The organism is Anaerolineae bacterium (genome assembly GCA_035529315.1).
In the GTDB taxonomy this organism is placed as follows: domain Bacteria; phylum Desulfobacterota; class Desulfobacteria; order Desulfobacterales; family ETH-SRB1; genus Desulfaltia.
On record DATKWZ010000022.1, the window covers coordinates 1 to 15,691 of the forward strand.

The window sequence follows — 15,691 nt, forward strand, 5'->3', positions numbered from 1 at the left end:
CTTGCATGTGTTAAGCACGCCGCTAGCGTTCATTCTGAGCCAGGATCAAACTCTCCAATTAAATTTCTTTAAGTTGCTTTTGCAACAAATTTACAAGAGACCTAACTCACAAGCTGTCACTATTTAGTTTTCAAAGATCAAGATTAAAATTCTCTGCAGCAGGCTTCAAAAAATATGCTCGCTGTTTTCCAAAAAGGCATTTCTATAATATCTTTTGCATGATGTCAAGAAGTTTTTTCTTAATTTTTATTGATATATAAAAATATATTTATCTGAACTGCAAAAGCAAATGTAATCCCTGTCTTGCTGCATAAATTTTTGATCATATAAATAAATTATAATGTATGTAAAACTTATAATTGTCAAGCAGGATTTTTAAGAAGTCATCATATTTTATGGTATTGTAAAAAAACGAATTTACCACAAAGGATATATAAATAATTATTTAAAATTACAAAATTTTCTCTGCACCCCCTGTGGTAAAAAAACCAATTTTTTACGGGCTTGTCATATTTAACATCTAATCTTTATTTTGTGAAAATGTTTTTTACCCGCCCTTAACAATATCTCCTTATTATTAAGGTCATTCTCGTTTATCATATATTCAGTTGAATTAATTCGATTGTTATTTATATATGCCCCACCCTGCTTGATCAGCCTCATTGCCGCACTTCCTGATGGGGCAAGCCCTGCAAGATGAAATAATTTAAATGCAGGAATGCCTGCCTGGATCTGTTCTAAATCAAAAAATGAATTCGGCACTGAAATATCATCAAAATCGGCCTTATCTCGCGGGATAGTGCTTGCAGGCATTATCCTCTCCGGCACAATACGAGTACCAAACATACTTGATGCTGCATTATAAGCTTTTACCGCCTCCTGTCGACCATGAACAAGTTGAGTTGTTTCAAAAGCAAGTACCGTTTTAGCGCTGTTTAAATCATCATCCTCCAGCTTTTCAACATCTCTAATTTCATCTATAGGCAAAAAAGTATAAAGGGCCAAAAAACGAACAACATCATCATCATCTGTATTGATCCAGTATTGATAATATTCATATGGACTCGTTCTTTCAGAATCAAGCCAAACAGCTCCATCGGCTGTTTTTCCCATCTTTGCGCCGTTACTTGTAGTAATCAATGGAGAGATTATACCAAAAACGGTCTCTCTGCGCATCTTTCGAACAAGCTCAATACCGCTAATTATATTCCCCCACTGGTCGCTTCCTCCCATCTGAAGCCTGCAACCATATTTATCAAAAAGATTTAGGAAATCATATGCCTGTAAAAGCATGTAATTGAATTCAATAAAGTTCAACCCCTCTTCTGCTTCAAGGCGCATCTTATAGCTTTCCGCCTTTATCATTCGATTGACGCTGAAATGCCTTCCGATGTCTCTGAGAAAAGGTATATATTTTAATTCGGTCAACCAGTCGGCATTGTTTAATATAAGGGCTTTCCCTTTGCTGAAATCTATAAAGCGAGACAGTTGCTTTTCTATCCCCCGCGCATTATGTTCCACTATTTCAGGCGTAAGCAGCTTTCGCATCTCAGTCTTGCCGCTCGGGTCTCCAACAAGCCCTGTCCCGCCTCCAATAAGAGCTATGGGACGGTGCCCATGCTTCTGCATATGGGCAAGCGACATTATAGGCACAAGGCTTCCAATATGCAGGCTTGATGCTGTTGGATCAAAACCGATATAACCAGTAATATTCCCCTGATCAAAATATTCAACCAACTCATCGTTATGAGTGGTTTTTTCAATAAAACCACGCTCTTGAAGCGTCTCAATTACATTCATGATTCAATTCCTAATTTATATCAAGTCAGCACGCATTTGGTACAGATATGAGTGCCTAAAGTCTGCCCTCATCATGTATGCATTGGCTTAAGAAACCTGTATCAACCAGCAGAATCCCTTAACTTCAGGCATTTCAGGCGCTTATTTTTGAGCTAACCCTAAGAGTTATTTGTTTGCATATTCCACTGCTCTGGTTTCTCTAATAACTGTAACCTTGATCTGACCCGGGAATGTTAATGACTCTTGAATCTTTTTTGCAATATCTTTGCTTAAAAAAACTGACTCCTCATCTGAAATTATTTCACTTTCGACTATTACTCTAAGTTCCCTGCCGGCCTGAATAGCGTAAGTGTTTGAAACTCCTTTAAATGAATTAGCTATTTTTTCAAGATCTTCCAGCCGTTTAATATAATTTTCAAGTAATTCTTTTCTAGCTCCAGGCCTTGCCCCGGAAAGCCCGTCAGCAGCCTGTACCAACAAATCATAGACCGAACTAGGTGGTATATTCTCATGATGAGCAGCTATAGCATTTACAATTTTAGTGGCTTCACCAAATTTTTTAGCAAGCTTAGAACCGATCAAAGCATGTGGCCCTTCGACCTCGTGATCCACTGCTTTTCCAATATCATGCAATAATCCCATACGTCTTGCCAGTTTTTGATTAAGTCCTAATTCAGAAGCCATAATACCACATAAAAACCCCACCTCAACTGAATGCTGCAGAACATTCTGCGAATAACTTGTTCGAAATTTTAATCTACCGACAATCTTAATTAGCTCATTATGAATACCATGAACTCCTAAATCAAAGGCAGCCTGTTCTCCTGCCTCCTTTATTGCCAAATCAATTTCCTGTTCAACCTTTTTTACAACATCTTCTATCCGCGCCGGATGTATTCGACCGTCTGATATCAACCTCAAAAGTGAAAGCCGAGCCACCTCCCGCCTGACAGGATTAAAACCAGACAGTATAACCGCCTCAGGAGTATCATCTATAATAAGATCGATGCCTGTAGCAGCCTCAATAGCGCGTATATTACGCCCCTCTCTTCCGATTATACGCCCCTTCATCTCATCGTTGGGAAGTTGCACAACAGACACGGTTCGTTCGGCAATAAAATCCCCGGCATATCTCTGGATGGCAGTAGCTATAATTTTTTTAGCTGTTTTATCTGCCTCTTCTTTTGTTTCATTCTCTATTCTTTTAATCAGTCTGGCAGACTCATGTCGCGCCTCGTTTTCCATAGCCCTGATCAATAACTCCTTGGCCTGCCCTGCCGCCAATCCGGAAATCTTTTCAAGCTGTTTTTTTTGTTCTTCTATTAAGTTATTATATTTTGCTTCACTTTGCTCAACTTGCTCAACATTTCTTGCCAACTGCTTTTCTTTTCCGAAAATCTCCCTGTCTCTCTGCTCAAGTTGCTCAATTTTTCTATCAACACTCTCCTCTTTCTGTATCAACCTTCTTTCTTTTTTCTTTAATTCAGCTTGAGTCTCTTTTGTTTCAGCATCAAATTCACTTTTCATGTTGAAAAGTCTATCTTTTGCTTCGAGCGCAGCCTCTTTTATCAGTGTTTTCGATCTCCGTTTAGCATCTTCTACCAGCCGTGATGACTCTAACTCAGCAGACTTAAGCTTCTGAGAAATAATCCTTCCCTTCACCCAATAGGCAATGACACAACCTAACATTAAGCCGATTATGCCAAATAATATATTATATGCATTCATTGCTAATCTCCATGGATATATATAAAACTACATAATTTGCACTAAAGCAAAATTATTAAAATGGCGCTTGAAACCTACTATTAATTTTGCTCAACTTCAAGCCCGCCTGTGCGTTGCACGCAGGAAAGGCGATCCGCCGCAGACGGATTAACTGTAGGAATACATATAGTATTTCAAGAATTAATCAGCCTTAGGCTGATTAAAAAGTGACACGCAGTGACACGCAGTGAAGCATCAGCGCTAACCATTAGCGCTAACCATCAGCGATCAATTAGCCAAAAGGGGGCATTTTGCAAAAGTCTCAAATAATGTAAGGTGGATTTGGGATGAGATGTTCGAAAAGCTGAATTGGATTGACAATATACTCTTTATTTAAAGTTAACGTCCTATTTGTAAATAAGGAAGACCCCCGCCAAATAGCCGTGTTAGAAGGTCTTTGAGCCAAGGCTCAAAGTGGGCGCCTTATGGTTTCTTTAGGCTTTTCTGTACAAGCAGAACCTGCTCACCAAAACCAGTGAAAGCTCCCTTAAATATGAATGTTGGGTCAAAGAACATCTTCCAATCACGAACACGGCAGGGGCCGTACCTTTTAAGCGATCCGCTTATTCATTTAGTTGCAACCTGACAGCTGCTTATATTATTGCATATTAGCACTTAATGTATGTATTAAATTTGCTGAACGTTCAGAAAGCTCCTGTAATAAATACGAATAATTCCTTTTTAGCTCAAAATTTTCATTAGCAATGTTTAGAGCTGCTGCAATCAATATCGCCAGCCTCGTAATATCAGATGTTTGGCCTGATTGCTGAGTTTCGACTTTGGCTACCTCTTTTACCAGTAGTGCAGCGACCTCTTTTGCCTCTGTGATTTCTGATTCAGCTTTAAATTTATAAGGCTGCCCGAATAGCTCTATTGTAAGTAGTTGTTCCAATGAATAAGTCTTCTTCCTTTCCGAAACCATATCTTGAGATCTTTGCGCCCCCTTTTTTGCCTAATTAGGCGCTGATGGTTAGCGCTGATGCTTCACTGCGTGTCACTTCATTTCAGCGTCAAGCTAAAATTTTAATCAGCCTAAAGCTGATTATTAATCCGTCTGAAACTGATCGCCTTCCCTGTCTGCGTGCAATGCGCAAGCAGACTTGAACTTGAATTCCGCTTTTAGCGGGAAGCATTTTTAAAAGATCTCATGTTGTTGGCTGCCGGTGTTAAGATTCTATTATATTATTTAATTTGACCAACAAACCATCAACCTTTGACCGCACCAAATCCCTTTCTTCTGAATAACTCTCTTCCGCCTCAACCCTGCTTTGAAGCTCATGTTCCAATTTTTCAATTCTTTTTTTAAGTTCTGCATTAGTCGCTTCATGTGACTTGCAAAGATCAACTAATCTTACAACTTTTTCCTCAATTTCTTCAAACTGTCGCAAAATTAACTCATTATCCAATCTTACACCTCATTAATTACATTTAATCTTTTTTATAAGCTAAAGTCAAGATATTTTACCTGACCTTTTATGCATGACAGCCTCAACCGCTATTAGATCCTGGCATGTATTAACGCCCATAACCTCTTCATAATCTCTACTCGCCAGTACTCCGACAACCTTTTTTTCTCTATATCCTATTTCGACTATATCTGTAAAATAAAGTTCGGCTTGAGCATTATCCGATTTTATCTTTCCCAGATAATTTAATAAAAACTCCTTTTTTACGCAATAGATCCCCGCGTTTATAGTCTTTATCTTTTTTTGTTCATCTGTTGCATCCGCTTCTTCAACTATTTTAGAAACGTGCAAGTCTTCATCCAATATAACCCTGCCGTAACCTGTAGGATTGTCGATCTCAACCGCTAAAAGGGATATATCGCGTTTTGCCTTAATATGATCATCTATAAGCCGTACAACGGTATCTGAACTAAGCAGCGGCACATCACCACACAATATAACCACATCTTCTATATGTTCAGGGATATAAGGCAGCGCACACAAAACCGCATGACCTGTTCCGAGCTGATCTTTCTGTATAGCATAAATCAACTCATTATTTTCCGATACTATTTCACGTATCTTGTCAGCCTGGTTGCCCACAACCATTATCACATTATTCCCGACAACCCTTTTTGCTGTTTGGACAACATACATCACCATGGGTTTGCCAAGAATTTTATGCAGCACCTTGGCCTTATCGGACTTCATGCGTGTACCCATTCCTGCCGCCAGAATAATAACAGCAACATTCCCCGCAATATTTTGCATCTATCACCAACCTTAATTAATAAAAAAGGGCAAACCATATTATGGTCCGCCCTTTTTGCAGTATTTATAAAATAATTTACCTGTTATTTCAGGCCAAAACAGGTTTCATGTCAATGCAACCCTTACCTTATTGTTTCAGCAAGCTTAATACGATATAAAGCCCTTTGCAAAGCAGCTCTGGCTCTTTCATAATTAATATCCGGTTTCTTTGAGGCCAAACGCTCCTGGGCGCGTTTTAAAGCACTTTTAACACGTTCCATATCTATATCGCGTCTCCTTTCAGCAGACTCGGCTAATATGGTGACCTTATCAGGAAGCGCCTCTGCAAATCCGCCGCTGATAAAAACGCATTTTTCAACCCCATTAGCATCTTTATAACGAAGCGTACCCAATTTAAGGGTTGTCAAAAAAGGGGTATGGCCTGTCAAAACACCAAACTCTCCAAGGGTACCGGGCCCTACGACTATCTGAGCATCTTCACTAACAACAGATGCTTCCGGCGTAACTACTTCTAATCGAATATTTCCAGCCATAATTTACCCTCTTTCTTATAATTTATGCAGCAGACATCTGTTTGGCTTTTTCAACAACATCTTCAATACCTCCAACCATATAAAATGCCTGTTCAGGAACATCATCATGTTTGCCTTCACAAATCTCCTTAAATGCTCGAACAGTATCTTCAATTTTTACATATTTACCAGGTTTTCCGGTAAAAGTTTCCGCTACATGGAATGGTTGTGAAAGGAATCTCTGTATCCTCCTTGCGCGCCCAACAGTAACCTTATCCTCCTCGGACAGCTCTTCAATGCCGAGAATCGCGATGATATCCTGAAGCTCTTTATATTTCTGCAGCATATTCTGAACCGAACGTGAAACATGGTAATGCTCCTCACCTATATAAGCGGCATCAAGAATCCTCGAAGACGAATCAAGAGGATCCACAGCCGGATAAATTCCAAGCTCAGTAATTGCGCGGGAAAGAACAACTGTTCCGTCTAGATGGGCAAATGTTGTGGCAGGCGCTGGATCCGTCAAATCGTCTGCGGGAACGTAAACACACTGAACCGCGGTAATAGAGCCTTTATCGGTTGATGTAATCCGCTCCTGAAGCACGCCAAGATCAACTGCCAATGTTGGTTGATACCCACAGGCAGAAGGCATCCGTCCAAGAAGGGCTGAAACCTCAGATCCGGCCTGAGTAAAACGGAATATATTATCAATAAATATCAAAACGTCCTGGCCCTCTTCATCACGGAAATATTCCGCAGCAGTAAGCGCGGAAAGCGCAACACGCGCCCTTGCTCCTGGAGGCTCGGTCATCTGTCCATAAATAAGAGCAGCCTTTGGGAGAACGCCCGAGGCCTTCATTTCATGGTAAAGGTCATTTCCCTCACGGGTTCGCTCGCCAACACCGGCAAATACGGATATACCACCATGCTGCATTGCTATGTTATGAACCATCTCCATCATAACAACTGTTTTTCCGACTCCGGCGCCTCCAAACATTCCCATCTTACCACCGCGGGGGAAGGGCACAAGCAGATCAATAACCTTAACACCGGTTTCAAGAACACGAACCGTTGTATCCTGCTCAGTAAATTTCGGAGCTAAGCGGTGTATAGGCATCATCTTTTCCTGGCTTATCGGGCCTAAACCATCCACAGGTTTTCCAACCACGTTGAGAACACGACCAAGCCCGGCCTGACCAACCGGCATCATTATAGGTTTGCCGGTATCTTTAACAGGCATCCCGCGCACAAGACCATCTGTAACATCCATAGCAATAGTACGGACAACATTATCACCCAGATGCTGAGCAACCTCAACAACAAGATTGTCCGGTTCATCGTTAATAGTCGTGTTGGTAATCAGAAGAGCGGTAAGGATTGTAGGCAATTTTCCCTGCTCAAACTCAACATCAACTACAGGCCCCATAACCTGTGTAATTTTACCTATGTTCTCTCCCATCTATAGACCTCCAAATTTGTTATTGGTTCCCCGTTATTCGATTAACGATTAACAAATAACGATTAACTGTTTTCAGGATTACCCTTTAAGCGCCTCAGCACCACCGACGATATCCATCAAATCAGCGGTAATAGCTGCCTGCCTGGCCTTGTTATACGCCAAAGTGAGGCTTTCAACTATATCGTCACAGGCTTTTGTTGCATTATTCATAGCGTTCATACGCGCGGCATGTTCACTTGTTGATGTCTCCAAAAGAGCACTGTATAACTGAACACAAATATTCTTTGGGAGCATATCTCTCAACAGTTCGTCTGTTGAAGGCTCGCAGATATGTTCCGCAAGATAAGGCTTTTCCTCCCCAGTCGTTTCTTCCTCAGGCAATTCAATGGGCGGTATTGGAAGAATCTGCTTAAGCGCAGGAACCTGTCTGGCCATGCTGATAAATTCCGAATATATGATATAAACCTCATCATATTCTTCATCAAGAAACCCATCAACAGCCTTCTGGCCGGAAACAGCTGCTATATTAAATCCAAATTTGGCTCCGACAATCCCGAGATGCTCGCCCAAGATCGGTATTGCCTTTCTACGACACCAGTCACGCCCTTTTTTGCCAAAATTGGTAAATGCTACTTCAATGTTTTGCTCTGATTTTTCGTTTAAAAATTTTTCAGCCTTTGAAATCAGGTTTGTGTTAAAGCCGCCGCATAAACCTCTATCAGAAGTACATAAAATAACATTAATCTTCTTAACCTTTTCGCGTGGCATCAAAAGCGGGCTGGTTTCCTCTCCTGCTTTTTCCGCAAGGCTTCCAAGAACTTCAGAAAACTTGGTGGCATACGGCCTAAACGCTCCCATTGTTGCTTGAGAACTCCGAAGTCTGGAGGTGGCCACCATATTCATGGCCTTTGTAATCTGCTTTGTCTTTTTTACCGCAGTTATTTTTAATTCAACTTCTTTTAATGTCGCCATAAAGCTCAGCCCTTATATTATTACAGGTTACAGGTTACGCTTTAGTGTTATAATCATTCAGACAGCTGTATGCCGCTTATTTTATTGTATCCTTGAACTCGTCGTCATATGCCCTCAAGGCTTCCGACATTATCTTATCCAGATCAACCGAGATCTGTTTTTTCTCTTCAAGCTCTTTAAATATCTGTGGATACTTGGCTTCGATAAACAGATAAAGACCTGCCTCATATTTTGCCATAACATCAACAGGATATTTATCTAAAAAGCCTTTTGTTCCAGCATAAAGCATGGACACCTGCTTTTCCATCGGCAAAGGATGATATTGGGGTTGTTTTAAGATTTCAACCAGCCTTGCGCCTCGGGTCAGCTGGGCCTGAGTTGCTTTATCCAGATCGCTGCCAAACGCGGCAAATGCCTCAAGCTCCCGATACTGAGCCAGATCGAGTCGAAGACTACCGGCCACCTGTTTCATTGCCTTGACCTGTGCCGCTCCACCAACACGCGAAACCGAAAGACCCACATTAATCGCCGGCCTGACACCGGCAAAAAACAGAGCCGGCTCAAGATATATCTGCCCATCGGTAATGGAAATAACATTTGTCGGAATATAAGCAGACACGTCACCGGCCTGAGTTTCAATGATCGGCAGTGCTGTCAAAGAACCTGCGCCAAGCTCATCATTGACTTTAGCCGCACGTTCAAGGAGACGTGAGTGATTGTAGAAAATGTCGCCGGGATATGCTTCACGGCCCGGGGGACGTCTCAAAAGCAGAGAAACCTGACGGTAGGCAGCTGCCTGCTTGGAAAGGTCATCATATATAATAAGAGCATGCTGACCTTTATCGCGGAAATATTCGCCCATCGCACATCCCGCATAAGGCGCTACGTACTGCAGTGTCGCAGGATCGCTTGCACATGCGGAAACAATGGTTGTATATTCCATAGCTCCATGCTTCTCAAGAATGGCATGAACCTGGGCTACGGTCGACTGCTTCTGGCCACAGGCAACATAAATACAATATACATCCGTGTTCTTTTGCGCCAGGATTGCATCAATCGCAATAGCTGTTTTTCCGATCTGCCGGTCACCGATAATAAGTTCCCGCTGGCCGCGGCCAACAGGCGTCATGGAATCAATGGCTTTCAAACCGGTATAACATGGTTCATGCACACCTTTTCTTTCAATAACGCCGGGTGCAACCCTCTCAACCCTGCTGAACTCTTTTGTATCAATAGGGCCTTTGCCGTCAAGGGGTTCACCTACAGCCGAAACAACACGTCCCAGAACTGCTTCACCCACAGGAACCTGAGCAATACGTCCGGTACGCTTGACAATATCACCCTCCTTAATGTTGGTATCTTCGCCCATAATGGCAACACCGACATTATCTTCCTCAAGGTTCAATACAAGCCCTAAAATATTACCCGGAAATTCAACAAGCTCCAAAGCCATTGCCTTTTCAAGGCCATATACCCTGGCAATACCATCACCTACCGACAACACGACTCCTGTCTCGCTTAACTCAACCTTCTTGTCGTAATCTACAATCTGATCTCTAATTATTTGACTTATTTCTTCAGCTTTTAGTTCCATTAGACACTCTCACCCCTTTTTAAAGATTCTCTCATGTTGAGTAATTGTGTTTTAACACTGCCATCTAAAACAAGATCCCCAATCCTCGTAATAATCCCACCTATAAGTCCAGCATCCTGTTTTACCTCAAGAATAACTTCCTTACCAGTCCTTTTTGATAAAGCATTGCTGATTTTTTCAACGGTTTCCGATGTAAGCTCAGTAGCCGAAATCAGGCTGGCACGAGCAACGCCCTTTAACTCATCAGCAAGCGTGTGATAAAATTCGCTTATACTCTGCAGGAACCCAATCCTTCCTTTATCAAAAAGCAATAGAAGATAACTTCTCATGGTTTTAGAAGGACTCAATTTATCAATGATTGCCTGCAATACCTTTTTACGGCTTGAAACATCATAAAGAGGATTGCAAATCGCCTGCTCAAGCTCTGCCTCTCTTGAAACCAACCCTGCGATACCATCCAGTTCCTCTCTATAGGTTTCAGCCTGTCCGTCTTCTTTACCAATAAGCAGAAGCGCTTTGGCATAACGCCGTGCTATAGCCAAATTTTTCATTAGGCCACCACCTTCTCTAAATATTCATCTATAAGTTTATCCTGATCTTCACCGGTAATTCTGCTTTTTATAATCTCTTCAGCCTTTATAAGGGCTTTCTCAAATATCTCCTCCTGGAGTTTTGACTTGGCCAGTTTTAATTCATTTTTAATATTTCTGGCGGCCTGGTCCTCAAGTTTCTTGACTTCTAATTCAGCATGCTCAAGTATTCTTGCTTTGGCCTCTTTCCCCTGTTTAACGTATTCTGCAATTATATTTTCAGCCTCCTTGTCTAACAGGGAAAGCTTTTCATTATATTCGGCCAGCTTTTTCTCAGCCTCTTTTTTCTTAAGTTCCAGATCATTTAGCTGATCCCTTATCCCTTTAATGCGCGCATTTAGCGCCTGAGCCACGGGCTTGCGTAAAAGGAAAAACAGGGCCACGATTAAAACAGTGAAATTCATGACCTTGTAAGTATCCGTAGCCACCCAGCCTTTTGTCTCGCCCCCTCCAGATGAACTCCAGGCTACTCCGGAAAACATTAAAACCGCAACGACGATCATAATAACTGCAATTAAATTACACTTCCGGCTAACACAAGGCTCTTTTTTATTAAACAGTTTCATTATTAAAAAGCCCTCCCCAGAATTTTTTGACCAATAGCGTTTGCAAATGAATCAAGTTCTTGCCGCAACGACTCACTGGCTACTTCAACATCTTTTGCGATTTTTGCACGAATCTCCGCCAAATCTGCCTGAGCCTTTTTATTTATTTTTTCAATTATCTCTTTTTCTTTATCAGAGGCTTCCTGTAACAAAACCCCTTTTTCATTCAATCCCTTGGCCTTTGCCTCCTTAATTCCCAGGCCAAACGCATCATCTTTCTCTTTTATATCCTTCCCGACCATATCAATTTTCTGCTCAAGACCGCCAATTTTTTCCTTTCTTTGGATCAGAACCTTCCGGATCGGTTTATATAAAACGACATTTAAAATCCACATCAAAAAGATGAAATTGACGATCTGTATAATAACTGATCCATCAACACTAACCATAAGAAATCCTCCGTCACATTATTATAATTATATAAAGTAGGACTATTTTTTAATAAAAATTGTTTTTATTGCTCCGGCGACCTATAGCACCTGCAACAACATGTTGTCAAAGGTTTTTTTAGATTTTATTTGTCTTTAAATTATTAAGTTTTTTAGCGGAATCTATCGGCTTTTCTGATGAAATTTCCCTGTTTTTCATGCTGCATTTTCCATTAAACACAGCACCGGCTTCGATTAAAATAACATTTGCCTGAATATCGCCGACAACACGGCCTGGAGGATAAATTTCAATTCTGTTTTTTGCATTTATACTGCCGTTGATCTCACCCATGATGATCGCCTTGTCAACAACAATGTCCGCGTCAATAACGGCTTTTTCTCCTACTACGACAGTGCCTCCATTACTGCAAATTTTACCTTTAACCTTCCCATCTATCCTTATAGTACCCCAAAATTCGATTTTTCCTTCAATACCGGCATCAGACCCCAAAAATGTGTTTATCGAGTCTGCCTTTTTTCCTTTTTTCATACCTCCTCCTGAATTCCGGGTGCAATATAATATTTCAATTTATTTTGGCCCTTAAAGTTTTACCCGCCTAAGGCGGGTAAAACTTTAATAAATAAAAAGGTGACAAATTTTGAAATCATTCTATCAAAAACCGCCTCATGCTTATATTCATTAAGATACCGATGCAGATCATTACAGTTATTATTGATGAACCACCATAGCTGATAAACGGCAGAGGGACTCCCACAACCGGCATTAATCCCATAACCATACCGATATTTATAACAATCTGCCAAAATATCAATATGGTAATTCCGCCAGCAAGTATGGTGCCGAAAGTATCTCTGCACCCATGGGCAATAGTCAAACCCCGAACAACAATCAGCAGAAAAAAAAGAAGCACAACTAAAGAGCCGACAAAACCCCACTCCTCGGCCAGCACTGAAAATATAAAATCAGTATGATGTTCGGGTAAAAAAGCAAGTATGTTTTGAGTTCCCTGCAAAAACCCCTTTCCAAAAATCATGCCGGAACCTACGGCGATCTTGGATTGAATAATATGATAGCCGGCGCCAAGCGGGTCGCGGTCAGGGGTCAAAAATATTAATATTCGTTGTTTTTGGTATTCTTTAAGCAAAAACCATATAACTGGAGTTAATATAGAACAAAAAGCCGTTATGTATATATACGAATGCTTTTCAATTTTTACAAAAACGGTCATTGAGCCGGCAATCAATGCAAGCACGATAGCTGTCCCTAAATCAGGCTGATTAACTATCAAAACAAAAGGGATTAATACTAATATTAAAGGCTTTATTAATTCACGCAATGTTAAACCGGAAGTATGTGCATGTTTTGAATAATACCGGGCCAGAATAATTATTACAGCTATTTTAACAATCTCGGACGGTTGAATCGAAACCGGCCCCAATATCAACCAGCGCTTTGCCCCTCCTGCATAACTTCCGAAAAATAAGACCGCGATCAAAAGCATGATGCATATTGCATAAATTGCGTGGGCCCATCGTTCCAGCATTTTATAATTAAACAAAAAGGAAACTACCATTGCAACCAATCCGATAAAATACCAGACCAACTGCTTTATGCACAGTATCTTTTGGGGACTAGGAGCTCCTGCCATTACAGCGCTGTAAAGAAGCACAATACCCACAAATCCCAGTATAATGGTCAGCCCTAATAAAACCCAATCAAAGTACTCTATAAGCCGCCGATCAAACATACATTATCCTTAAATCAAGTTATAAGACAACCGTTCACGGTTCATAGTTCGCGGTTTACAGTTTTTTTAATCTCATTGCTTAATTTCCCGAAGCCCGCTTCGATAAATTGAGAATTAACCTTTTTTACAATCATCAATCCTTTAAGCCTCTTGATTTTCCGTTTTGATCAACCGTGAACTGGAAACTGTGAACCGTGAACGGTTACGTTATAAGTCAGTACCTATTGCTTCAAATATGTCCTTATAAGTTCTCTTGCTATTGGAGCCGCTGTACTTGCGCCATGTTCCCCATGTTCGACAATCACAGAAACAGCGATTTTTGGATCCTCAGACGGAGCAAAGGCTACAAACCAGGCATGTGGTTTTAAATGAGATGCCACGACCTGTTCATCAGGTTTTTCATCCTCCTTCCTTCCTACAACCTGAGCCGTGCCTGTTTTTCCACTGATATCAATGCCGTCAATACGCGCGATCCTTGCGGTTCCTTTTTCAGCATTTACAACCTGCCACAGGCCTTTTTTAACAATCTCCAGAGTTTGTGTGCTTGCAGGCAACTTACCTGTGATTTTTCTTTTGGTATGGGAACTATCATCACTTATAATTTCGCCTTTAGCTGTTTCAATTGTTTTCAAAATTAATGGCTTATACCTTATGCCGCCATTAGCCACCGCTGAAGTCAACACCAATATCTGTAACGGAGATACAAGATTATACCCCTGCCCTATTGAAACCGAAAGAGTCTCTCCTTGCAGCCATGCAACACCGGTGCGACGCTTTTTCCAGGCAGCGGTCGGAACCAGCCCAGATGCTTCATGATCAAGATTTATCCCGGAAGGAGATCCGAGTCCACAGGCCTTTGCATACCATGCGAGCCTGTCAATGCCCAGCTTTTGGCCAACCTGATAAAAAAAAACATCGCATGATTCGGCTAATGCCCTTGCAACATCAACATTACCATGCCCTGTCTTTTTCCAGCATCGAAAATCACGATCGCCAAATTTGTAATGACCCTGGCAGTAAAATGTAGAATCCTTATTTATAATTCCTTCCTCAAGACCGGCGATGGCTGTTATGATTTTATAAATCGATGCCGGCGGGTACTCTCCCTGAATCGCCTTGTTTTCCATGGGCCTGAACCGGTTGGAAACCAGTGCATACCATTCTTCATGTGACATACCGCTAACGAAACTATTCTGGTCAAACGAAGGGCTGCTCGCCAGGGCGAGAATTTCTCCAGTGGCTGGATCCATGGCTGCTACAGCGCCTGCCGCACCTTCCAAAAGTTTTTCAGCCTTTTGTTGGAGCTTAATATCAATAGTAAGACAAATATTATGGCCGGGCAGGGCATCAACCGTCCTTAAGGTCCTAACAATCTGTCCTGTGGCATTTACCTCGACCTGTCGGCCACCCGGTTTTCCCCTTAAATAACCACCATAAACCTTTTCAACGCCGAACTTCCCGATAAAATCTCCGCTACCGCATCCCGGATATTTGTCGCTTTTAAGCTCATCTAAATTTATTTTGCTTAAATATCCTATAAGATGTGCCGCAGTCTGCCTGTTAATGTAATGCCTTCGAGGCATTACATTAACTTCAATACCGGGAAGATCGTATTTGTGGGCTTCAATCACGGCCAGCGTATCCCGTCCGATATCAGGTTTCAATAAGAACGGCTTATAGACAGAGATGCCCTTGCATTCCTTAATCTTGGACATAAGATTATCAGGGGTGGTCTTTATATACTCAGATAACTTTTCAATTGTATTATCTATAGGTTTGGCATCCTTTAAAATTATACTCAAATCAAAGGATGGACGATTGTCCACCAGCAATATCCCGTTGCGGTCATATATCAGCCCTCTTGGAGGATCTATACTCTGGAGCCGTATGCAATTATTTTCAGAAAGTCGCCTTAACTCCTCCCCTTCAATTACCTGCAGATAAAACAATCGACAAATAAGCACAACAAAAACAATTATAACGCAGTACATAATCACGATCAAGCGTTGCTTGAACCAATCGCTGTCAGCTGTATTTAA

Annotated in this window: 15 protein-coding genes, 1 rRNA gene and 1 other RNA gene; all 17 read right to left on the minus strand. The window is 41.4% G+C overall.

The window, feature by feature from the left end; genetic code table 11:
- Positions 1-61, minus strand: a 16S ribosomal RNA gene (locus VMW78_04335); the annotation flags it as partial.
- Between the two features lie 452 nt (positions 62-513).
- Positions 514-1,800, minus strand: a complete 1,287-nt coding sequence (gene tyrS / locus VMW78_04340; protein HUV50231.1) for a tyrosine--tRNA ligase — start codon at positions 1,798-1,800, stop codon at positions 514-516.
- Positions 1,801-1,965: 165 nt separating this feature from the next.
- Positions 1,966-3,528, minus strand: coding sequence for a ribonuclease Y (gene rny / locus VMW78_04345; protein ID HUV50232.1), 1,563 nt, complete (start codon positions 3,526-3,528; stop codon positions 1,966-1,968).
- Between the two features lie 402 nt (positions 3,529-3,930).
- A non-coding RNA gene (ssrS, locus tag VMW78_04350) (6S RNA) lies at positions 3,931-4,111 on the minus strand.
- Positions 4,112-4,165: 54 nt separating this feature from the next.
- Positions 4,166-4,459 carry a cell division protein ZapA gene (locus VMW78_04355; protein HUV50233.1) on the minus strand — a complete coding sequence of 98 codons (294 nt, stop codon included), beginning with the start codon at positions 4,457-4,459 and terminating at the stop codon, positions 4,166-4,168.
- 274 nt (positions 4,460-4,733) lie between these two features.
- The gene (locus tag VMW78_04360) at positions 4,734-4,973 is read right to left on the minus strand and encodes a hypothetical protein (protein HUV50234.1); all 240 of its coding nucleotides are present in this window, start codon (positions 4,971-4,973) and stop codon (positions 4,734-4,736) included.
- A gap of 45 nt (positions 4,974-5,018) precedes the next feature.
- A complete protein-coding gene (locus VMW78_04365) occupies positions 5,019-5,783 on the minus strand; it encodes an NTP transferase domain-containing protein (GenBank protein ID HUV50235.1) in 765 nt (254 codons plus the stop codon).
- Between the two features lie 122 nt (positions 5,784-5,905).
- Complete coding sequence (locus VMW78_04370) at positions 5,906-6,316, minus strand: F0F1 ATP synthase subunit epsilon (protein ID HUV50236.1); 411 nt, start codon at positions 6,314-6,316, stop codon at positions 5,906-5,908.
- Between the two features lie 22 nt (positions 6,317-6,338).
- Positions 6,339-7,754: a F0F1 ATP synthase subunit beta gene (gene atpD, locus VMW78_04375; protein HUV50237.1), complete on the minus strand. Its 1,416-nt coding sequence runs from the start codon at positions 7,752-7,754 to the stop codon at positions 6,339-6,341.
- 78 nt (positions 7,755-7,832) lie between these two features.
- A complete protein-coding gene (gene atpG, locus VMW78_04380; protein HUV50238.1) occupies positions 7,833-8,726 on the minus strand; it encodes an ATP synthase F1 subunit gamma in 894 nt (297 codons plus the stop codon).
- A gap of 76 nt (positions 8,727-8,802) precedes the next feature.
- Positions 8,803-10,320 (minus strand): F0F1 ATP synthase subunit alpha, encoded by a 1,518-nt coding sequence (gene atpA, locus VMW78_04385; GenBank protein ID HUV50239.1) that lies wholly within the window; start codon positions 10,318-10,320, stop codon positions 8,803-8,805.
- Positions 10,320-10,871 (minus strand): ATP synthase F1 subunit delta, encoded by a 552-nt coding sequence (gene atpH, locus VMW78_04390; GenBank protein HUV50240.1) that lies wholly within the window; start codon positions 10,869-10,871, stop codon positions 10,320-10,322. Before atpH ends, atpA begins: the two co-directional genes overlap by 1 nt.
- Entirely contained in the window at positions 10,871-11,476 is a 606-nt protein-coding gene (locus VMW78_04395; GenBank protein ID HUV50241.1) for an ATP synthase F0 subunit B, read from the minus strand. Before VMW78_04395 ends, atpH begins: the two co-directional genes overlap by 1 nt.
- Before the next feature lie 2 nt (positions 11,477-11,478).
- A complete protein-coding gene (locus tag VMW78_04400) occupies positions 11,479-11,904 on the minus strand; it encodes an ATP synthase F0 subunit B (protein ID HUV50242.1) in 426 nt (141 codons plus the stop codon).
- Between the two features lie 118 nt (positions 11,905-12,022).
- Positions 12,023-12,433: a polymer-forming cytoskeletal protein gene (locus VMW78_04405; GenBank protein HUV50243.1), complete on the minus strand. Its 411-nt coding sequence runs from the start codon at positions 12,431-12,433 to the stop codon at positions 12,023-12,025.
- Positions 12,434-12,548: 115 nt separating this feature from the next.
- The gene (rodA, locus tag VMW78_04410; GenBank protein ID HUV50244.1) at positions 12,549-13,652 is read right to left on the minus strand and encodes a rod shape-determining protein RodA; all 1,104 of its coding nucleotides are present in this window, start codon (positions 13,650-13,652) and stop codon (positions 12,549-12,551) included.
- A gap of 221 nt (positions 13,653-13,873) precedes the next feature.
- A complete protein-coding gene (mrdA, locus tag VMW78_04415) occupies positions 13,874-15,649 on the minus strand; it encodes a penicillin-binding protein 2 (protein ID HUV50245.1) in 1,776 nt (591 codons plus the stop codon).
- Positions 15,650-15,691 lie beyond the last annotated feature (42 nt).

Excerpts from the sequence above, each read along its gene's own strand:
- VMW78_04395 (HUV50241.1), bottom strand. The coding sequence starts at position 11,476 with ATGAAACTGTTTAATAAAAAAGAGCCTTGTGTTAGCCGGAAGTGTAAT.
- atpA (HUV50239.1), bottom strand. The coding sequence starts at position 10,320 with ATGGAACTAAAAGCTGAAGAAATAAGTCAAATAATTAGAGATCAGATT.
- rodA (HUV50244.1), bottom strand. The coding sequence starts at position 13,652 with ATGTTTGATCGGCGGCTTATAGAGTACTTTGATTGGGTTTTATTAGGG.
- VMW78_04400 (HUV50242.1), bottom strand. The coding sequence starts at position 11,904 with ATGGTTAGTGTTGATGGATCAGTTATTATACAGATCGTCAATTTCATC.
- VMW78_04405 (HUV50243.1), bottom strand. The coding sequence starts at position 12,433 with ATGAAAAAAGGAAAAAAGGCAGACTCGATAAACACATTTTTGGGGTCT.
- atpG (HUV50238.1), bottom strand. The coding sequence starts at position 8,726 with ATGGCGACATTAAAAGAAGTTGAATTAAAAATAACTGCGGTAAAAAAG.
- rny (HUV50232.1), bottom strand. The coding sequence starts at position 3,528 with ATGAATGCATATAATATATTATTTGGCATAATCGGCTTAATGTTAGGT.
- atpD (HUV50237.1), bottom strand. The coding sequence starts at position 7,754 with ATGGGAGAGAACATAGGTAAAATTACACAGGTTATGGGGCCTGTAGTT.
- atpH (HUV50240.1), bottom strand. The coding sequence starts at position 10,871 with ATGAAAAATTTGGCTATAGCACGGCGTTATGCCAAAGCGCTTCTGCTT.
- VMW78_04365 (HUV50235.1), bottom strand. The coding sequence starts at position 5,783 with ATGCAAAATATTGCGGGGAATGTTGCTGTTATTATTCTGGCGGCAGGA.
- tyrS (HUV50231.1), bottom strand. The coding sequence starts at position 1,800 with ATGAATGTAATTGAGACGCTTCAAGAGCGTGGTTTTATTGAAAAAACC.
- VMW78_04370 (HUV50236.1), bottom strand. The coding sequence starts at position 6,316 with ATGGCTGGAAATATTCGATTAGAAGTAGTTACGCCGGAAGCATCTGTT.